The following is an 18,544-nucleotide window of genomic DNA, read 5'->3' on the forward strand; positions in this document are numbered from 1 at the left end:
TGTGTTTTCAAAGCGCAAACCTAAAAATAAGGCTACCTGAAAATCCGGCCAGAGTGGCTGGGTTTTCAGGTAGCCTTTAGTTTTCATTCAACTCATTGCCACACCAAAAGCGCGTGGTTGCGTTTGCCGCGTCGTACGATGGTGTATTTGCCGAAGCGTTTGTGCGCGTCGGTCAGCAGATAGGCATCGTCGGGTCGTTCGGCGGAGTGGTTCGGGTTGTTCAATTCGGCGGCTTGTCCGTTGAGCAATACCGCTTTGCTGTTCACAAAACCGCGCGCTTCTTTGTTGGAAGATGCCAAGCCGGTTTTGACTAAGGCTTCAACGACGTTGAGGCCGTCTGAAACTTCAAATGCGGGCAGGCCGTCGAGGGCGAGCTGTTCGAAGTCGCTTTCGGTGAGATGGCTTTGGTCTTCGGCAAACAGGCTTTCGGAAATGCGCTGCGCGGCTTGCAGGGCGGCTTCGCCGTGAATCAGGCGGGTCATTTCTTCGGCAAGGATGCGTTGCGCTTCGGGCTTGGTGCCACTGGCTTTGTCTTTCGCTTCGATGGCGTCGATTTCTTCGATAGACAGGAAGGTGAAGTATTTCAGGAATTTATACACATCGGCATCGGCAACTTTCAGCCAGAATTGGTAGAACTGATACGGCGAGGTTTTCTTCGCGTTCAGCCATACCGCGCCGCCCTCGGTTTTGCCGAATTTGGTGCCGTCGGATTTGGTGACCAGCGGCAGGGTCAGGCCGAATACTTGTTTTTGGTTCAAACGGCGGGTCAGGTCGATGCCGTTGGTAATATTGCCCCATTGGTCGGAACCGCCGATCTGCAGCGTTGCACCGTGGCGTTTGTTCAGTTCGGCAAAGTCGTAGCTTTGCAGCAGCGTGTAGGCAAACTCGGTGAAAGAAATGCCCACGTCGTCGCGCTCGATACGCTGTTTGACGGATTCCTTGTTCAGCATGGCGTTCACAGAAAAATGTTTGCCGATGTCGCGCAGGAAGTCGAGGCAGTTCATACTGCCGAACCAGTCGGCGTTGTTCGCCATAATGGCGGCGTTTTCGCCGTCAAAGCTCAAAAACGGTTTCAGTTGGTTGCGGATGCTTTCTACCCAGCCGGCAACGGTTTCGGCAGAATTCAAGCTGCGCTCGGTGGCTTTGAAGCTGGGGTCGCCGATCATGCCGGTTGCGCCGCCCACCAAGGCAATCGGCGTATGCCCCGCCTGTTGGAAACGGCGCAATGTCAACACGGGCAGCAAGTGGCCGATATGCAGGCTGTCGGCGGTCGGGTCGAAACCGCAGTAGAGGGCGATTTTCTGTTCGTTCAACAACGTGCTCAAAGCTTCGATATCGGTGGTTTGCGCGATCAGGCCGCGCGCTTGTAGGTCTTGGATTATTGGAATCATAACAATTTAAATTTGATAGTATATACCTATACGCTTAATAAAATTTAAAGATAAATTACATTAATCTCACTATTTAAGATAGTGCTCTCCACCACTTTTCAAAAATATTATCATTTTTTCTATTTAGTATCACCTTTTCAATTTGAAACTCTATTTCTCTACTTAATGTATCAATATCTGTAAGCAACCTTCTAGCATCTCTATCAACTTTATCTTTTTCATCAATAACTTTAGATAAATATTGAATACTTCTATTAAATAATTCTAAATCATCATTAAAATACATACTGTCTACCTCTTTTAGAGAAACATCATTAAATTTATTATTCTCATTAATTCTTTTAGCATTTAAAAGCATCTCTCTATTATTTATCATTCCTAAATTTAACTCTATTTTTAAATAACTATCAATTACATCATCGTAACAAGATGTAATAATTTGGAAGCTTTCTATTGATATACTATTTTTTATATCTATATTTTCTTTATTTATATCGGATATTCTACTTCTTGCTTTCTGAGTCAACTCCCCTTTTTCCCTTGCTATAGTAACTATAGATAAAAACTCTTTTAAATTCCTAGTATATCTTTCATTTTTCAATTGAAATATTTCTTGTTGCCTTAAACAACTCAATCTGTCAGATCTAGTCTTCTGAAACTGATCAGAAATATTTTGTAAAAAAGCATCCTGCTGTTTTATATGATTATCTATACTATTATAAAAAGCTGTTCCAAACCATGCCGCAATCCCAACACCTACCCCAAGTATACTATTGATAATTCTCTTCCTAACATTCTGTTTCTACATATAATTAAGCCCCCTAGCATTCACAAATAATTATACTCAGCTTATTTTTTATTAATCAAACAATACTGCATATTTTCTCACCGCACCAAAACAAAAAGACTTGGCAGCACCAAGTCTTTTTAAAAAGCTGGTCGGAATGAGAGGATTCGAACCTCCGACCCCTTCGTCCCGAACGAAGTGCGCTACCAGACTGCGCTACATTCCGAAAGAAGGCGCATTATAAGCCCGGGAGCGGCGTTTAGCAAGTATCATCTCAACACTTTTCGCCCAAGCCCACCCGCTTCCCGGCGCGTGCCGCCTGCACCTGCGCGGCAAAATACAGCGCTGCCGCCGCGCCGGCCACGTCTGCCGCCGCATCACGCCAATCGGCCTGCCGCGATGCCGTGAGCGCGCCCTGCGCCCACTCGCTGCCCGCAGCCAAAACTGGCCGAAAAACAAAGCCGCGTGCACCACTTTATCGAAATGGGCAAATGGTAGCGGCGCGTTGCCGCCCTGATGCAGCAGCAAGGCATACATCATGCCCGCAAACCACAAAACGCTCAACCACAGCCAGCGGTTCACGCCCCATGCTCCTCAAGCCAGTCGGCACACATCATCGCCAGCCGCACAAACCGCCCACCACGCTCATCCAGCACTGCCTGCCACTGCGCCACTTCCTCAGCCGAGGGCGCTTCGTCCAAGCTGCATTCGTTGAGCCAAAAATCCAGCGTTTCCGCCGCCGCACCCACGGTTTCGGTGCGGAAAAATTCCAAGAGTTCAGACATCTCACTCTCCCACTGTTGGATAGTTGATGCGGCGGATTGTACTTGCCTTTCATCCTGCACGCCATCGGGTTTCAGGTAGCCTTTGTCGCTCAACAGGCTACCTGAAAGTTTATAGCCTTCTCCATGAAGAATATGGCGTTGTCTTATTTTGATTTTGGAACACCTATGCCTTCTCTGCCCTATTCCATATTTTTCAGGTAGCCTCCACTCCCGCCCAAGCCCTCCCATAATCTTCTATAATACCCGCTTCTTTCCAGCCGCCACCGCTATGCTCACCGATTTAGAAAAAGACGCCATCCGCCGCCACTACCAAGCCATCAGCGAAAACCTACCCCATTTCCGCCCGCGCAAAGCGCAGCGCGAAATGCTGGCCGCCGTGGCCAATACCCTGTCGCGCACACTGGAAAAAGCCGACGGCGAAGAGCCGACCAAGCGTGAGGGCGAGAGCATTGCCGTGATCGAAGGACCTACCGGCGTGGGCAAAAGCCTGGCCTATCTTTTAGCCGGCGGCATCATGGCGCAAACGCGCGGCAAGCGGCTGGTGGTATCCAGCGCCACCGTGGCCCTGCAAGAGCAGCTGGTGGGGCGCGATTTGCCGTTTTTGGTGGAAAAAAGCGGGCTCGAACTCACCTTTGCCCTGGCCAAAGGGCGCGGCCGCTATCTCTGCCCCTACAAACTCTACCAGCTCACCCAAAGCCAGGCGCAGCAAAGCCTGGCCGGTTTCGACACCCCGCAAATCCTGTGGGACAGCAAGCCCAAGCCCGAAGAAATCCAAACCCTGCGCGAGCTGGCCGATGCCTTCGCCGAACGCCGCTTCAACGGCGACCGCGACACCTGGCCGGAAAAAATCGACGACACCCTCTGGCTCAAGGTAAACAACGACAACTACGGCTGCCTCAAAGCCGCCTGCCCCAACCGCCCCGAATGCCCCTTCTATCTTGCCCGCGACACGCTCGAAACCGTGGATGTGGTGGTGAGCAACCACGATTTGCTCATGGTGGACATCGGCATGGGCGGCGGCGTGATTCTGCCCGCGCCCGAACACAGCTTCTACTGCATCGACGAAGCGCACCACCTGCCCAAAAAAGCGCTCAACCAGTTTGCCGCCGAGCATTCGCTAAACCAAGCCGTGTGGGCGCTGGAAAAACTGCCGCAAATCACCGACAAAATCGCCGCCGTGGCCGACAAAGCCGAGCTGGCCAACCTGGCCGACGAAGCCGCTGCCGCCCTGCTCGACAGCCTCTACGAATGGCAGTTCCACCTCGGCGACACCCCCGAGCTCGCCTACAACGACAGCGGCCGCGATCCGCAATGGCTGTGGCAAGACGGCCAAATCCCCGAAGAGCTCGCCCTGCTCGTGTCCAACACCGCCGCCGCCGCGCAAAGCCTCTACAAACACGCCAACAGCCTCAACGACGCCCTCGCCGCCGCCCGCCGCGAAAAAGACAGCGACAGCGCCCAAATCGACCGTCTCAGCAGCGAATTCGGCATTTTCCGCGCCTGCATCGAGCAAATTAGCGCCGTGTGGGACTTACTCGCCACCGAGCCCGTGGGCGACGCCCCGCCGCTGGCCAAATGGATCGAATGCAGCCACAACAGCGACAAAACCGACTACTCCTTCCACGCCTCCCCCGTGAGCGCCGCCGCCATGCTCGCCGCCGGCCTGTGGCGCCGCGCCGCCGGTGCCATCCTCACCTCCGCCACACTGCAATCGCTCGGCAGCTTCGACCATTTATTGAAACAAACCGGCCTGCAATGGCTACCTGAAACCACCACCCTCGCGCTGGAAAGCCCCTTCAACTTCCCTTCCCAAGGCGAGCTCTACATCCCACCCGTGGCCGCCAGCCCCAAGCAGGCCGACGCCCACACTGCCGAAATCGCCGAATGGCTGCCCAAGCTCATCAGCCCCGAAGAAGCCGTCGGTACCCTCGTTTTGTTCTCCTCGCGCAAACAGATGCAAGACGTGGCCTTAAGGCTACCTGAAAGCCACCTGCCCTTATTACTCATCCAAGGCGACCTGCCCAAAGCCATCCTGCTCGAACGCCACCGCCAAGCCATCGCCGAAGGCCGCGCCAGCGTCCTGTTCGGGCTCGACAGCTTCGCCGAGGGCCTCGACCTGCCCGGCAACGACTGCGCCCACGTCATCATCGCCAAACTGCCCTTCACCATGCCCGACCACCCCATCGAAAAAACCCGCAGCCGCTGGATAGAGCAGCGCGGCGGCAACCCCTTCATGGAAATCACCGTGCCCGAAGCCGGCATCAAGCTCACCCAAGCCGTAGGCCGCCTCATCCGCACCGAACACGACTACGGCCGCGTCACCATCCTCGACAACCGCATCCTCACCGCCCGCTACGGCAAACAACTCCTCGCCTGCCTGCCACCGTTTAAACGCATTGGCTGAGTTGGTGCATAGCAAAAGGCTACCTGAAATTTTTAGCCTTGCAGCAATCTGCAAACTCATTACAATTTTATTAAAGCCATACTTTCAGGTAGCCTCTACCGAATCAAAGGTTGGCTGAAACCCGGCCCGCAAGTAAAAAGCAGTAAAACCCGCCGTCTGTTCGCGCCTGCCGCTTCATTGCCCCGCCGCTTTCAGGTAGCCTTAGGCCATTCCGAATTATCCAAACCGACATCAAGCATGAAAAAAATAGTATATCAACACAGCCTCCCCCTCCTCGCTGCCGGCCTGCTCGCCGCCTGCTCCAGCCAAACCGAAACCCCGGTCGAGCCCATCAATGCCGATAGCAGTGCCGCCGTCCAGCTGCCCGGTGGCCGCCGCAGCGATTCCGAAGATAAAGTACTGGCCGATTACCAGCTCTTCCAATCCGCCCAAGCCGCGCTCAAACAGGGCGATGCCAGCCAGTCCGCCCAATTCCTCGCCCAAGCCCAGCCCAGCGCCATGGCCAATAGCCTGCGCAACCAGTGGCTCAAACAGCTCGGCCGCAACGGCCAATGGCAAGAGTTTGTTCGGCAATACGGCTACCTGAAACCCGCCGACCGCGATAAAGAAACCCGCTGCTATGCCGCGCTGGCCGGGCAGGAAAATCAAAATGCCGCTCAAGAAGTGCTGGCCGAACTCGGCCGCCAGCCCGAAGGCTGCAACCGCCTGCTCGAGCAGCTCGCCGCTCAAGGCAGACTGCCCGCCGATTCCGCTTGGCGGCGCGTGCGCGGCTTACTGGCCAACAACCAAATCAGCGACGCCCGCCGCCTGGCCACTGCCTTAGGCTCGCCTCTGCCCGAGCCGCTCACCAGCGCCACGCCCGACAGCCAAGGCGGCCGTGAAGCCCTACTACACAGCGTAATCGGCCAAAATGCCCGCAAACAGGCCGATGCCGCCCAACGCCTGCAAAGCCTCTCCGCCAGCCTCAGCCCGGCCCAAACCGGCTTCGCCTGGGCCGTGCTCGGCCACCACTACGCGCTGAACCAGCGCTTCCCTGCCGCGCTCGACGCCTTCAACCGTGCCGACCGCAGCCAGCTTGGTAAAGAACACTGGGAATGGTATGCCCGCAGCGCCCTGCGCCTCGGCCGCTGGAACGAGCTGCAAAACATCATCGAAGCCATGCCTGACTCCCTGCGTGCCGACCCCACCTGGCAATATTGGCTTGCCCGCAGTCTGGCCGCCAGCGGCGATTCCACCCGAGCCCAGCAGTACTATCGCCAAGCCGCTGCCTCCGGCCGCAATTTCTATGCCCTGCTGGCCACCGAAGTCCTCGGCGGTAAAGTGGACACCCGCAACACCGCCGCCGAGCCTGGCAGCAGCCAAACCGGACAAGTGGCCGCCGATGGTGCGGTTTCCCGCGCTCTCAACTTATTCCGCGCCTCCCAGCGCAGCGGCGATTGGGATATGCGTAAACAAGCCCAGGCCGAGTGGCGCTATGCCGTGGACGGCTTTAACGAACCCGCCCTACTCGCCGCCTCCAAGCTTGCCCATGATGCCGGCTTCTACGAGATGGGCATTTATGCCGCCGATAAAACCAACAGCCAAATCAACTACAACCTGCGCTATATCTCCCCCTTCCGCGACAGCGTGAGCCGCTACGCCGCCCAAGCCAATATCGATCCCGCCTGGGCCTACGGCATCATCCGCCAAGAAAGCCGCTTCATGATCGGCGTACGCTCCCGCGTGGGCGCCACCGGCCTGATGCAGGTGATGCCCGCCACCGCCCGCGAAATTGCCGGCAAAATCGGCATGGATCCTGCCGAATTGCACACCATCGAAGGCAATATTCGCATGGGCACTTGGTATCTAGGTGATGCCCGCAATCGCTTGGGTAACGAAGTACTCGCCACTGCCGGCTACAACGCCGGCCCCGGCCGCGCCCGCAACTGGCAGGCCTCCACAGCTCTCGAAGGCGCGGTGTATGCCGAAACCATCCCGTTTGATGAAACCCGCGACTATGTTAAACGCGTGATGACCAACGCCACCTATTACGCCAGCCTGTTCAACGAGCCGCACACTTCCCTCACCCGCCGCATGGGCACCATTCCGGCACGGTGATGAAGGCTAGCTCCACTTTGTTGCAACCTATTTGGTAGGTAAAAGGCTACCTGAAAATTTCAGGTAGCCTTCTTGCCGATATAAATTCAGCGCTTGCTCTTTGTTTGCACAACCTTTCCACCTAAGCACATACGGTTTGCCTGCCCGTACTGTTCGTGCAATACCCATGCCGCCACATTATTTCTTCTTAGTGCAAGCACTAGGCTGGCTTAATCAACTATTTTTTAGGTAGCCTTGGCTGCGTGAAAAGCTGTCTGTCATCCACCACCTGCCCATTCAAGAAAGGCTACCTGAAAGTGCCGCTCGTTTCCCTTCACGACTACCTCCGCCCCTGGAAGCTATTTTCGCTTGCCTGCGGCATTGCCATCCTCATTGTCGGCTCCTACCTCCAGCCCGCACCCGACTGGGATATTCCCATCAGTTTCCTGATGGCCTTCAGCACCTACTTGTTCGCCCCCATCACTTCACGCGCGTTAGCGCGTCGGCAGTGGAAATACTTGCCGCTGGCCTTGTTTGGCATGTGGTTTTCTGTTGACGGCATCTACTGGCTGTATTGGTCGTGGCGCGATCCGGTAGCACTCGAAATGATGCGCAGCGGCAATACCCCAGCCTCTGCCTACCTGTATGCCCTATGTGCCATGATTTGGCTATACGACGGCACCCTGCGCGAAATATTACGCTTGAAGAAGTAAAGCATATAGGCTACCTGAAACCAGCCAGCAAAAAGCCCCGCGAAAAGCGGGGCTTGGATTGGTGCCGGTAAAGGGAGTCGAACCCCCGACCTTCGCATTACGAATGCGCTGCTCTACCAACTGAGCTATACCGGCCAGATTCGGCAATTAGGCGCGTTTGCGGAATTCGCCGGTGCGGGAGTCAATTTCCACTTTGTCGCCGTTTTCAATGTAGGCCATCACTTGGATTTCGGTACCGCCCACGAGGCGTGCGGGTTTCATCACTTTGCCGGAAGTATCGCCTTTAACGGCGGGCTCAGTGTATTCCACTTCGCGCACGATGATGGTGGGCAATTCCACGGAAATCGGGTTGCCTTCGTAGAAGGTTACTTCGCACACGTCTTCCATGCCGTCTACGATGAATTTCAGGTTGTCGCCGATGTTTTCGCCTTCGATTTCGTATTGGTTGAACTCTTCGTCCATGAATACATACATCGGGTCGGCAAAATAGCTGTAGGTGCATTGTTTGCGGTCGAGCTGGATAACGTCAAACTTGTCATCGGCTTTCACGATGGTTTCGCTGTTTGCGCCGGTGAGCAGGTTTTTCAGCTTCATGCTCACTTTGGCAGAGGATCGGCCGCCTTTGATGTATTCGGTTTTCTGTACCACCATCGGCTCGCTGCCCACCATGAATACGTTGCCGGCGCGCAATTCTTGTGCGGTTTTCATAATTTATATCTCTTTCAGTCTAATCAGGGAAAAACGGAAAACGCGGCATTTTAGCGCAAACGGTTTTGGCTGTCCAAAGTAAAGGCTACCTGAAATTTTCAGGTAGCCTTTCGCGCTACTTATTCGTAATAACGCCCTAAGTCCAACAAATCGCCCAACAGCGACCAATCATCTGCCACAACCGCTTCTTCCCCCAAACTATCTTCCAACCCCTGCGCGCCGCATTCCAAAAGGGTGAGCGGGTCGAAGTTGTACCAGCTATAGCCGGTTTCGGAGGTGATGCCGTAGTGGCGCAATTCATTTTGCAGCTCTTGGCCACGCATGCGGTGCAACTCGGCTACCTGAAAAATAATCACGACACAGGCGTATTGCCACGGATCGCTTGTTTTCAGCCCCTCATCGGGCATCTGGCGGATGAGCAGCCATTGTTCGTTAAACGGGGCAGGCGCGGCAGTAAAGGCTTCTTGCAGCAGGCTGAGGCAGAGGGTGGGCGTGCAAACGGCATCCTGTTGGCTTTGCAACAGGGCATAGAGCGCCAGGAGATAGTCTTCGAGATTACGGTTGGCGAATGATTGGCGGAGGTTTTCGATGTGGATGGAGAATTCACTATAGTTCATAGTATGAGCATGGGTTGTAGCACTAAAACAAAGCGGCAACAGGCATCCGCCCATCGCCGCCCTGCCCGATTGAAAACCAACAACTCAACCACGCTGCTGTTCCGGCGGCAGCTGTTCGCTGGTGCGGCCGAAACGGCGTTCGCGCACCCGGAAGGAAGAAATGGCACGGTCGAACTCGGCAGCGTCGAAATCCGGCCACAGCGCGTCGGTGAAATAAAACTCGGCATAGGCCATTTGCCAAAGCATGAAGTTGCTGATGCGGGTTTCGCCGCCGGTGCGGATAAACAGGTCGGGCTCGGGGGCTTCGGCCAAGGAAAGGCGCTGGGAGAGGTCGTCTTCGGTGATTTTGCTTTTGCCTTCGGCAATCAGCCGGTTGGCAGCTTGCAGGATATCCCAGCGGCCGCCGTAGTCGGCAGCCACGGTGAGCGTGAGGCCGGTGTTGTTGGCGGTGAGCCGTTCGGCGGCTTCGATGCCGGCCACAATGGCGGCGGGGAAGCGGCTGCGGTTGCCGATTACTTTGAGCCGCAGGTTGTTTTGGTGCATTTTGGCCACTTTTCCGTCTAGCGCCTGCAAAAACAGCTTCATTAAAAAGGAAACTTCGTCTTCGGGGCGGCGCCAGTTTTCGGTGGAAAAGGCGAAGACAGTAAGGTATTCCACGCCGAGCTCGGCGCAGCGGGCGGCTAGGTTTTCCAGGGCGGTGAGGCCGCGTTTGTGCCCCATCACGCGCGGCAGCAGACGTTTTTTTGCCCAGCGGCCGTTGCCGTCCATAATCACGCAGACATGGCGCGGGATGTTGGTGCGTTCGGGGATGGTTTGGGTGCTGCTGCTCATATGCTTTTCCTCGGGCTGGGCGGGTTTCAGGTAGCCTGAGGCGGCACGGGCCAATATATCAGCCCGTGCCGCCGTATCGCTCGGATGGTTTACACCACCATCAAATCTTCTTCTTTGTGCTCCAGCAGTTTATCCACTTCGGCGATGTATTTGTCGGTGAGCTTCTGGATCTGCTCTTCGCCGCGGCGGGCATCGTCTTCCGACACTTCTTTGTCTTTCAGCAATTTTTTGATGTGGTCGTTGGCATCGCGGCGCACGTTGCGAATAGACACGCGGCCGTCTTCGGCTTCACCGCGCACTACTTTAATCAGGTCTTTGCGGCGCTCTTCGGTAAGCATCGGCATCGGCACGCGGATGAGGTCGCCCATAGAAGCGGGATTCAGGCCGAGGTTGGAATCGCGGATGGCTTTTTCCACAGCGGCAGCCATATTGCCCTCATAAGGCTTCACGCTGATGGTGCGCGCGTCGAGCAGGGTTACGTTGGCCACCTGGCTCACCGGCACCATGCTGCCGTAGTATTCCACTTCCACCTGGTCGAGCAGGCCGGTGTGGGCGCGGCCAGTGCGTACTTTAGCCAAGTTTTCGCGCAGTACTTCCACCGAACGCTGCATCTTGGTTTCGGCTGAGGTTTGGATTTCTTTGATCATAGGGTTTCCTTAATTGAGATATTTTCAGGTAGCCTTCCGGCTGCCACGGCAATAGTGCATAACGGGCGGGATACTACCTTGCTTTGCCCGCTGCGGCAAGGTTTTCCGGCCGCCGGGCACGCCGCCACCATAAACCGCGCATCCGCCGTCTCTCCAGCCTGATAAACCACATCATGATGATGCCGATTTCCCATATCCTATCTTCAGCCCGCTAAATTTTCAGGTAGCCTTGAATCTGCGCACACTACTTTCCTATCAAGCCAGCATTTGCTAAATTCCACAGCAGTAAATTATGCCATATTCCCAGCCTCACTATATAAAAGGCTACCTGAACCCACGAGGATAACCCCATGCACCGCCTCATCCTGCTCTCCGCCCTCCTCCTCACCACCTGCCCTCTGCCCTATTGCCCCGTGCGCCCCATCCCGCCCAATGCACCCAAACTCCACACCAAAGCCCCGAGCAGCACTGCTTTTGCCCGCGAAAAACAATCCGAATCCAAGCTCCCCGATGGCGACACCATGCGTATCGGCAGCGAATGCATCACCGTCCACAACCGTACCCTCACCCTTCACCCCTGCCGTAACATGCCCAACCAATATTTCGAACGTATAGTCCGCAACGGCACCATCCGCCAAAATGGCCAATGCCTTACCCAAACCGGCAGCAACATCACCCTCGAATCCTGCACCGGCAAGCGCAATCAAGAATGGTATAGCGACGGCAAGCGCCTGTGCAGCCGCAGCGCCAATGCCCAATGCTGGAGCGTCAGCCAGCACAGCGTGCGCCTGCAAACCCGCAACGACTCGCCCGAACAGGAAGTGCTACGCTAGAGTAGCAGCGAATGCCCACGCTCTCCTTTTATAGCCAATCTTTCAAACATATAAAACATAATAAAGGCTACCTGAAACCTTTCAGGTAGCCTTCTTCTGGGTATTAAAATAAAAAATCAATCGAAAAGCAATTTTTAATTGGAAAAATAAAATAACCAACACTACAATGGCTGCCAATCAAACAGTAATTCTTTTTCCCAACTCTGTTTAATAAGGAGCCATCATGAGCATCAACATCGGTATCAACGAAACCCAACGCCAAACCATCGCCCAAGGCTTATCTAAAGTGCTGGCCGACACCTACACCCTCTATCTGAAAACCCACAACTACCACTGGAACGTGGAAGGCCAAATGTTCCACAGCCTGCACACCATGTTTGAAGAGCAATACAACGAGCTGGCGCTGGCCGTGGACGAAATTGCCGAACGCATCCGCGCGCTGGGCTTCAAAGCGCCGGGTTCCTACAGCGAATTCGCCAAACTCACTTCTATCCCGGACGGCCAAAGCAGCAACGATGCCCCTGCCATGATTCGCGAGCTGGTGGAAGGCCAGGAAACCGTGATCCGCACCTGCCGCGAGCTGTTCCCCGCTGTGGACGAAGCCAACGACGAACCCACCGCCGACCTGCTCACCACCCGCATGCAAACCCATGAAAAAACCGCTTGGATGCTGCGCGTGTTGCTGCAAAAATAAGCAGGTTTGCCCAATACACCAACGCCCGTTATGGCAACGGGCGTTTTTTTGCCGCGCGAAAAACTGGCCGGAACAAGATGGGCAAAGGAAGTTGAGCTTCTGCGGAAGCCAACTTTGGCTTGGGCGGATTTTATAGTGAATTAACAAAAATCAGGACAAGGCGACGAGCCGCAGACAGTACAGATAGTACGGCAAGGCGAGCCAACGCTGTACCGGTTTATGTTAATTCACTATACATTGGTGTTTTTCAGGTAGCCTCTCCCCCCTGCAACAGGCTACCTGAAAGCCAAAACATCAGGCCGCCTCCCATTGAGAAGCGGCCTGCAATCTTGCCAATTCAATCAAATATGCACCAAAGTGCCTTCGTCTTCGCCCAGCACCACCCGTTTGAGCGCGCCTTCTTTGGCAATGCCGAATACCACGATGTTCAGTTTGCGCTCGCGGCACAGCGCCAAGGCGGTGGCATCCATCACTTTCAGGTTTTTCACGATGGCTTCGTCAAACGTGATGTCTTGATAGCGCGTGGCCGAAGCGTCTTTTTTCGGGTCGGCGGTGTACACGCCGTCCACATTGGTGGCCTTGAGCATAATGTCGCAGTTCATTTCCGCACCGCGCAGCGCGGCGGCGGTGTCGGTGGTGAAGAAGGGGTTGCCCGTACCGGCGGCAAAAATCACCACTTTGCCTTCTTCCAAATATTGAATGGCTTTGGGGCGGGCATAGGTTTCGGCAATCTGCTGCATGGAAAGCGCCGATTGCACGCGCGCGGGCTGGCCGAGGCTTTCAAACGCATCTTTCAAGGCCAGGGCGTTCATTACCGTGGCGAGCATGCCCATGTAGTCGGCAGTGGCGCGGTCCATATCGCTGGCCTGCGCGGCCACGCCGCGAAACAGGTTGCCGCCGCCAACCACCACGCCCACTTCCACGCCCATTTTGGCGATTTCCACAATCTGCCCGACAATGCCCATAATCGTGGTGCGGTTGATACCGAAGGCATCGTTACCCATCAATGCCTCACCTGAAAGTTTCAATAAAACACGCTTATAGCGGATAGTCATGGCAGCCTCTCTTCATGGTTGGAAAATTCAAACGGCAGGCATTATACGCTCTTTCAGCTGCATCGGTTGGCCGATTTTGGCAGTTTATTAATATAAAGGCTACCTGAAGAATCTGCCCGTATTTTTCAGGTAGCCTGTGCTGCCACACGGTCGAAATAGCGCAACACGGTATCCGGCAGCCAATCTAAATCAGCCGTGCCGGGAAAGCCGGCGTGGCCGCCGTATTCGGGCTGCAACAGAGTAACGCTTGGTGACACGTCGCCCGCCTTTGGCAGCGATTCGGCAGGAATAAAAGGATCGTTGAGTGCGTTCAAAATCAGGGTGGGCACGGCGATTTGGTGCAGCAGGGGTTTGGCGCTGGAGCGGCGGTAGTAGTCGGCGGCATCGGCAAAGCCGTGCACGGGGGCAGTGAAGCTGTTGTCGAAATCGGTAAGATTGGCGGCGGCTTGCACGGCAGCGGCGTCAATCTGCGGAAAACGGGCGGCGCAAGCGGCGGCTTTGGGCAATAGCGAACGCAGAAAATAAGGTGCATACAGCATTTTGCTTAAACCCTGCTCCAGCTGGCGTGAGGCGGCGGTTAAATCCAACGGCGCACTCACTACGGCGGCAGCCTGCGGAATGGCATGGCTGCCTTGTTCGGCCAGATATTTGGCCAATGCGTTGCCGCCCAAGGAAATGCCGACGGCGCAAATACGCGGGTAGCGCGCGTGCATTAATTGCAGCATGTGCGCGACTTCGGCACTGTCGCCGGAGTGATAAAACACGGGTGCGCGGTTTTCCACTTCGCCGCAGCTGCGGAAATGCGCCACCACGCCATGCCAGCCGTGCCGTTGCGCGGCAAACATCAAGGCGCGGGCATAATGGCTGGCGCTGCTGCCTTCCAGCCCGTGAAACAGCATCAATAGCGGCGCATCGTGGCGTTGGCCATCTACAAAATCGTAGGCCACTTCGGTGGCACCTAGGCTGTCGGGCAAAAGTTCGCGCCGGTAGGCCGGGCTGCCGATGCGCACCAGCTTCGGCCAAATGCTTTGCAAATGCCCGCCGCGCAGCCAAAACGGCGGCCGGTAGGCGGGCAATTGGGGCGGAATATTTGAGTTCATGTGTGGCAATCCATTGAAAATATTTAATCGGCAGTACGCGCTTGGCTATCGACCGCTTCACATCGGGCAGCAAATTAGCCAACTAACAAGCTAATTTATAAAGAAATTTATTTAAATCTATTAGATTTCTTGCCCACAAAATGCGACACTTACCGACACTGCCGTAGGTAAAAAGCGGCATAATCGTTGTCAAACCTTACTCCGATATAGTAGAGTGTTTCCACAGCTACCGGCAACGGTAGCCATTTTTCACAGGAGAACCTAACTATGCAACGCAAATTAACTATTCTGATGCTGGCTTTGCTGCCGATTGCGTCCGCATGGGCCGACGGTGTAAAAATCGGCAACGACTCTTCCGGCCTGCCGCCTGAATTGGTGCAAAACTTGGCGCAAACGTCCAAATCCATGGGCGTGAAAGAGCCGATGAATATCAGCACCCGCAACGAAGGCGGTGCACGCTATGCCGTGGTATCCGGCACTTCCGGCACCACTTGCCGCATCAAACTGTCCAACGGCAACCCGCCCACCATCTTGGGCTTGTCCTGCCGTTAATCAGAACCAACAAATATTGGAAAACAGCCCGAATATCGGGCTGTTTTTGCTTCCTGATGCTTGAGGGGCTACCTGAAAACCCTACGGTTGGTTTTTCAGGTAGAACTGCCTACTGTTTCAAACGTTCGATTTTCGCGCCCACTTTACCCAGCTTCTCTTCGATATGCTCGTAGCCGCGATCCAAGTGGTAGATTCGCTCCACAATGGTATCGCCGTCGGCTACCAAGCCGGCAATCACCAGGCTGGCCGAAGCGCGCAAATCGGTGGCCATCACAGTGGCGCCGGAAAGTTGCTCCACACCTTTTACCAGCGCAGTATTGCCCTCGGCGCTGATATGCGCGCCCATACGGTTGAGCTCGGGCACATGCATGAAGCGGTTTTCAAAAATGGTTTCCACCATCCGGCTGCTGCCCTCGGCCACCGCGTTCATCGCCATAAACTGCGCCTGCATATCGGTGGGAAAACCCGGATGCGGCACGGTGCGCACGTCTACAGCTTTCGGACGCTGCGTCATTTTAATGTCGATCCAATTTTCGCCGGTTTGGATTTCCGCGCCGGCTTCCACCAGCTTGTCCAACACCGCTTCCATGGTTTTGGGCGCGGCATTTTGCAGGCGTACCTGCCCGCCGGTCATGGCCACGGCGCAGAGGAAAGTGCCGGCTTCGATGCGGTCGGGCACCACGCTGTGGGTACAGCCATGCAGCTTCTCCACACCTTCAATCGTCATAGAAGGCGTACCGATACCGCTGATTTTCGCGCCCATCTTCACCAGGCATTCGGCCAAGTCCACCACTTCCGGCTCCACTGCGCAGTTTTCCAGCACGGTGGTGCCTTCGGCCAGTGTGGCTGCCATCAGCAGGTTTTCCGTGCCGCCCACGGTCACCATGTCCATCACCACGCGCGCGCCTTTGAGCTTGCCGCGTGCCTTCACATAACCGTGCTCGATCACGATTTCCGCGCCCATGGTTTCCAGCCCTTTCAAATGCTGGTCCACCGGCCGCGAGCCGATGGCGCAGCCGCCGGGCAGGCTCACTTCCGCCTCGCCGAAACGCGCCAGCGTGGGGCCGAGCACCAAAATGGAAGCTCGCATGGTTTTCACCAATTCATACGGCGCACAAGTGTTGTTTACCGTGCCGCCGTTGATTTTGAATTCGCTCACACCGTCGCTTTCCACCTCCGCGCCCATGCCTTGCAAGAGTTTGTGCGTGGTTTTCACGTCGGCCAGCATCGGCACGTTGGTCAGATGCAAAATATCTTCGGTTAAAAGCCCGGCGCACATCAGCGGCAGGGCGGCATTTTTCGCGCCGGAAATCACGATTTCGCCGTGCAACGGGCCGTTGCCGGTAATTTTCAGTTTGTCCATGTTTCTGTTGAATTTCTTTAATCTTTAGGTTGAAGCGGCAGCCCTTGGCAACCAAGGCTACCTGAAAACGCGAGATTATAAACCTTTTACCCTAGCCTTAGGCAGCCTTTGCCCAACTTTTCCCGCAATGCTTTTCAGGTAGCCTCCCGCCCCAACCGAGGCTACCTGAAAATACTCAATTAACACCAACGCCCCGTTTTTCTGCGCTATAACAAGCTCACTTCACTTCCGCTGCGCCCTTAGCCCAACTGGTATCAACAAGGATGCCAATCTGCTATACAATCAACCCATCCCCATCCCGCATAAAGACCGCGCCATGCCCGACCAATCCCTCGCCCCCCACCGTCAGGCCATCGACACCATCGATGCCGAAATCCTCAATCTGCTCAACCAACGCGCCGCCCACGCCCGCGCCATCGGCGAGCTCAAAGGCACCGGCATCGTTTATCGCCCCGAGCGCGAAGCCCAAGTGTTGCAGCGCATTCAAAGCCTGAACCAAACCGCCGCCGGCCTCCTGCCAGACGAAGCCGTCGCCCGCCTGTTCCGCGAGATCATGAGCGAATGCCTCGCCGTAGAACGCCCGCTCACCATCGCCTACCTCGGCCCCGAAGCCACCTTCACCCAACAAGCCGCCGTGAAGCACTTTGGCCATGCTGCCCGCACCCAACCCTGTCCCTCCATCGACGAATGCTTCCGCCTGGTGGAAGCCCGCCAGGCCGACTACGTTGTCGCCCCCGTGGAAAACTCCACCGAAGGCCCGGTCGGCCGTACCCTCGACCTCATGGTTTCCACCCCCCTGCGTGCCTGCGGCGAAGTGCTCCTGCGCATCCAGCATCATTTATTGCAGCAGCCCGGCGCTAACAGGCAGCCGGAGAAAGTGTATGCCCACGCCCAAGCGCTGGCCCAATGCCACGAATGGCTCAACCGCCACCTGCCCCACGCCACCCGCATTTCCGTGGCCAGCAACGCCGAAGCCGCCCGCCTCGCCGCCGCCGAGCCGCAAGCCGCCGCCATTGCCGGCCAGGCCGCCGCCGAGCATTATCACCTGGCCAAACTCGCCGCCAACATCGAAGACGAGCCTAACAATACTACCCGTTTCCTCATCTTCGGCCACAACCGCACCCAGCCCTCCGGCCACGACAAAACCTCCCTCATCGTCTCCGCCCCCAACCGCCCCGGCACCGTACACCGCCTGCTCCAGCCCTTCTCCGAGCACGGCATCTCCATGACCAAGCTCGAAAGCCGCCCCAGCAGAGCCGGCCTGTGGGACTACATCTTCTTTATCGACATCGAAGGCCACGCCGACAGCCCCCAGATCCAGCCCGCCCTCGAAGCCCTCGCCGAACGCGCCGCCTTCGTCAAAATCATCGGCGCCTATCCGCAGGCCGTGCTGTAAATTTTCAGGTAGCCTCTATGCAGCAAGAGGCTACCTGAAATAAACTTTTGCAAAGCAAACACAAGTTTCTACCGAGCTAAAAAAACATCCAACTTTGCGCTAAAATCTTTCTTTCCTAACCACTCTAATGGAGTCACACCATGCGTATCCTGCCCCTTGTCGCCACAGCCATCCTGTTCGCTGCCGGCACCGCACATGCCGAGATCAAAATGTTCCGCAGCCCCAGCGGCAACATCAACTGCATGTACGACCACTCTCCCGGCGTAGTGGAATGCCAGATTCCCCAGCCCGATCGTCCAGTCCTCCCCAAACCGCGCGATTGCGAACTCGATTGGGGCAGCAACTTCTCCATCGCCCGCACCGGCCGCACCCAAATGGGCTGCGTGGGCGACAGCCTCGCCAGCCCCGACAGCCGCGTGCTGCCCTACGGCCAAACCCTGCGTGGCAATGGCTGGCAGTGCACCAGCCGCACCAGTGGCATGACTTGCACCAACAGCCAAAACCACGGCTTCGAAATCAGCAGCCGTCGCCAACGCCTGTTCTAACTTCTCTAATGTACACAAAAGGCTACCTGAAATTTTCAGGTAGCCTT

At 56.0% G+C, this 18,544-nt stretch carries 19 protein-coding genes and 2 tRNA genes; 8 read left to right on the forward strand and 13 right to left on the reverse strand.

Translation table 11 applies throughout. The annotated features are described in order from the left end of the window. Positions 1–92: 92 nt before the first annotated feature. From tyrS to HMPREF2796_RS11830, 5 genes are all read right to left on the reverse strand, one after another. Positions 93–1,388, reverse strand: coding sequence for a tyrosine--tRNA ligase (gene tyrS, locus HMPREF2796_RS09450; RefSeq protein ID WP_141749207.1), 1,296 nt, complete (start codon positions 1,386–1,388; stop codon positions 93–95). 76 nt (positions 1,389–1,464) lie between these two features. Further along, complete coding sequence (locus HMPREF2796_RS09455) at positions 1,465–1,992, reverse strand: hypothetical protein (RefSeq protein ID WP_070633147.1); 528 nt, start codon at positions 1,990–1,992, stop codon at positions 1,465–1,467. Positions 1,993–2,327: 335 nt separating this feature from the next. Beyond that, a tRNA-Pro gene (locus HMPREF2796_RS09460) sits at positions 2,328–2,404 on the reverse strand. Between the two features lie 48 nt (positions 2,405–2,452). Then, positions 2,453–2,620, reverse strand: a complete 168-nt coding sequence (locus tag HMPREF2796_RS11825; RefSeq protein WP_371327464.1) for a hypothetical protein — start codon at positions 2,618–2,620, stop codon at positions 2,453–2,455. A 136-nt stretch (positions 2,621–2,756) separates the two neighbouring features. Further along, positions 2,757–3,191, reverse strand: a complete 435-nt coding sequence (locus HMPREF2796_RS11830) for a hypothetical protein (RefSeq protein ID WP_371327465.1) — start codon at positions 3,189–3,191, stop codon at positions 2,757–2,759. Positions 3,192–3,231: 40 nt separating this feature from the next. Here HMPREF2796_RS11830 and dinG point away from each other — a divergent pair, with 40 nt between their 5' ends. The 3 genes from dinG to HMPREF2796_RS09485 all read left to right on the forward strand — a co-directional run bounded on the left by dinG (position 3,232) and on the right by HMPREF2796_RS09485 (position 8,156). After that, a complete protein-coding gene (dinG, locus tag HMPREF2796_RS09475) occupies positions 3,232–5,367 on the forward strand; it encodes an ATP-dependent DNA helicase DinG (protein ID WP_070633148.1) in 2,136 nt (711 codons plus the stop codon). Positions 5,368–5,604: 237 nt separating this feature from the next. Continuing rightward, positions 5,605–7,464, forward strand: a complete 1,860-nt coding sequence (locus HMPREF2796_RS09480) for a lytic transglycosylase domain-containing protein (RefSeq protein WP_070633150.1) — start codon at positions 5,605–5,607, stop codon at positions 7,462–7,464. Between the two features lie 296 nt (positions 7,465–7,760). Next, a complete protein-coding gene (locus tag HMPREF2796_RS09485; protein ID WP_070633511.1) occupies positions 7,761–8,156 on the forward strand; it encodes a hypothetical protein in 396 nt (131 codons plus the stop codon). Between the two features lie 59 nt (positions 8,157–8,215). Here the strand turns inward: HMPREF2796_RS09485 and HMPREF2796_RS09490 are convergent. The 5 genes from HMPREF2796_RS09490 to frr form a co-directional block, all read right to left on the reverse strand. Further along, positions 8,216–8,291, reverse strand: a tRNA-Thr gene (locus HMPREF2796_RS09490). A gap of 12 nt (positions 8,292–8,303) precedes the next feature. After that, positions 8,304–8,864, reverse strand: a complete 561-nt coding sequence (gene efp / locus HMPREF2796_RS09495) for an elongation factor P (protein ID WP_023886780.1) — start codon at positions 8,862–8,864, stop codon at positions 8,304–8,306. Positions 8,865–8,983: 119 nt separating this feature from the next. Continuing rightward, positions 8,984–9,481 carry a hypothetical protein gene (locus HMPREF2796_RS09500; RefSeq protein WP_070633152.1) on the reverse strand — a complete coding sequence of 166 codons (498 nt, stop codon included), beginning with the start codon at positions 9,479–9,481 and terminating at the stop codon, positions 8,984–8,986. An 84-nt stretch (positions 9,482–9,565) separates the two neighbouring features. After that, positions 9,566–10,312: an isoprenyl transferase gene (locus tag HMPREF2796_RS09505; RefSeq protein ID WP_070633153.1), complete on the reverse strand. Its 747-nt coding sequence runs from the start codon at positions 10,310–10,312 to the stop codon at positions 9,566–9,568. Between the two features lie 89 nt (positions 10,313–10,401). Beyond that, positions 10,402–10,959, reverse strand: coding sequence for a ribosome recycling factor (gene frr / locus HMPREF2796_RS09510; RefSeq protein ID WP_003823140.1), 558 nt, complete (start codon positions 10,957–10,959; stop codon positions 10,402–10,404). A gap of 350 nt (positions 10,960–11,309) precedes the next feature. On the opposite strand from frr, the gene HMPREF2796_RS09515 reads away from it, so the two are divergent. Further along, positions 11,310–11,792 (forward strand): RICIN domain-containing protein, encoded by a 483-nt coding sequence (locus HMPREF2796_RS09515; protein ID WP_070633155.1) that lies wholly within the window; start codon positions 11,310–11,312, stop codon positions 11,790–11,792. A gap of 223 nt (positions 11,793–12,015) precedes the next feature. Beyond that, positions 12,016–12,486 carry a Dps family protein gene (locus HMPREF2796_RS09520; RefSeq protein WP_070633157.1) on the forward strand — a complete coding sequence of 157 codons (471 nt, stop codon included), beginning with the start codon at positions 12,016–12,018 and terminating at the stop codon, positions 12,484–12,486. A 341-nt stretch (positions 12,487–12,827) separates the two neighbouring features. On the opposite strand, the gene pyrH is transcribed toward HMPREF2796_RS09520, so the two are convergent. Both pyrH and HMPREF2796_RS09530 read right to left on the reverse strand, forming a co-directional pair. Beyond that, positions 12,828–13,541, reverse strand: a complete 714-nt coding sequence (pyrH, locus tag HMPREF2796_RS09525; protein WP_003823146.1) for a UMP kinase — start codon at positions 13,539–13,541, stop codon at positions 12,828–12,830. Between the two features lie 125 nt (positions 13,542–13,666). Further along, a complete protein-coding gene (locus HMPREF2796_RS09530) occupies positions 13,667–14,641 on the reverse strand; it encodes a YheT family hydrolase (protein WP_070633159.1) in 975 nt (324 codons plus the stop codon). A 267-nt stretch (positions 14,642–14,908) separates the two neighbouring features. Here HMPREF2796_RS09530 and HMPREF2796_RS09535 point away from each other — a divergent pair, with 267 nt between their 5' ends. Further along, positions 14,909–15,193, forward strand: coding sequence for a hypothetical protein (locus HMPREF2796_RS09535; RefSeq protein WP_003823148.1), 285 nt, complete (start codon positions 14,909–14,911; stop codon positions 15,191–15,193). A gap of 109 nt (positions 15,194–15,302) precedes the next feature. Here HMPREF2796_RS09535 and murA read toward each other — a convergent pair whose 3' ends face one another. Beyond that, positions 15,303–16,556, reverse strand: a complete 1,254-nt coding sequence (gene murA / locus HMPREF2796_RS09540) for a UDP-N-acetylglucosamine 1-carboxyvinyltransferase (protein WP_023886786.1) — start codon at positions 16,554–16,556, stop codon at positions 15,303–15,305. Positions 16,557–16,872: 316 nt separating this feature from the next. Between murA and pheA the strand changes: the two genes are divergently transcribed. Beyond that, a complete protein-coding gene (pheA, locus tag HMPREF2796_RS09545; RefSeq protein WP_070633161.1) occupies positions 16,873–17,952 on the forward strand; it encodes a prephenate dehydratase in 1,080 nt (359 codons plus the stop codon). Between the two features lie 140 nt (positions 17,953–18,092). Continuing rightward, positions 18,093–18,497: a DUF6636 domain-containing protein gene (locus HMPREF2796_RS11410; RefSeq protein ID WP_070633162.1), complete on the forward strand. Its 405-nt coding sequence runs from the start codon at positions 18,093–18,095 to the stop codon at positions 18,495–18,497. The last annotated feature ends 47 nt before the right edge of the window (positions 18,498–18,544 follow it).

The sequence above is a fragment of the Eikenella sp. HMSC071B05 genome (genome assembly GCF_001811325.1).
GTDB lineage: Bacteria > Pseudomonadota > Gammaproteobacteria > Burkholderiales > Neisseriaceae > Eikenella > Eikenella corrodens.

Bases quoted from the DNA above. Each gene is read 5' to 3' on its own strand.
- HMPREF2796_RS11830 (WP_371327465.1), bottom strand. From the start codon at position 3,191: ATGGGAGGGCTTGGGCGGGAGTGGAGGCTACCTGAAAAATATGGAATA.
- dinG (WP_070633148.1), top strand. From the start codon at position 3,232: ATGCTCACCGATTTAGAAAAAGACGCCATCCGCCGCCACTACCAAGCC.
- HMPREF2796_RS09480 (WP_070633150.1), top strand. From the start codon at position 5,605: ATGAAAAAAATAGTATATCAACACAGCCTCCCCCTCCTCGCTGCCGGC.
- efp (WP_023886780.1), bottom strand. From the start codon at position 8,864: ATGAAAACCGCACAAGAATTGCGCGCCGGCAACGTATTCATGGTGGGC.
- HMPREF2796_RS09500 (WP_070633152.1), bottom strand. From the start codon at position 9,481: ATGAACTATAGTGAATTCTCCATCCACATCGAAAACCTCCGCCAATCA.
- HMPREF2796_RS09505 (WP_070633153.1), bottom strand. From the start codon at position 10,312: ATGAGCAGCAGCACCCAAACCATCCCCGAACGCACCAACATCCCGCGC.
- frr (WP_003823140.1), bottom strand. From the start codon at position 10,959: ATGATCAAAGAAATCCAAACCTCAGCCGAAACCAAGATGCAGCGTTCG.
- HMPREF2796_RS09515 (WP_070633155.1), top strand. From the start codon at position 11,310: ATGCACCGCCTCATCCTGCTCTCCGCCCTCCTCCTCACCACCTGCCCT.
- HMPREF2796_RS09520 (WP_070633157.1), top strand. From the start codon at position 12,016: ATGAGCATCAACATCGGTATCAACGAAACCCAACGCCAAACCATCGCC.
- pyrH (WP_003823146.1), bottom strand. From the start codon at position 13,541: ATGACTATCCGCTATAAGCGTGTTTTATTGAAACTTTCAGGTGAGGCA.
- HMPREF2796_RS09530 (WP_070633159.1), bottom strand. From the start codon at position 14,641: ATGAACTCAAATATTCCGCCCCAATTGCCCGCCTACCGGCCGCCGTTT.
- HMPREF2796_RS09535 (WP_003823148.1), top strand. From the start codon at position 14,909: ATGCAACGCAAATTAACTATTCTGATGCTGGCTTTGCTGCCGATTGCG.
- murA (WP_023886786.1), bottom strand. From the start codon at position 16,556: ATGGACAAACTGAAAATTACCGGCAACGGCCCGTTGCACGGCGAAATC.
- pheA (WP_070633161.1), top strand. From the start codon at position 16,873: ATGCCCGACCAATCCCTCGCCCCCCACCGTCAGGCCATCGACACCATC.
- HMPREF2796_RS11410 (WP_070633162.1), top strand. From the start codon at position 18,093: ATGCGTATCCTGCCCCTTGTCGCCACAGCCATCCTGTTCGCTGCCGGC.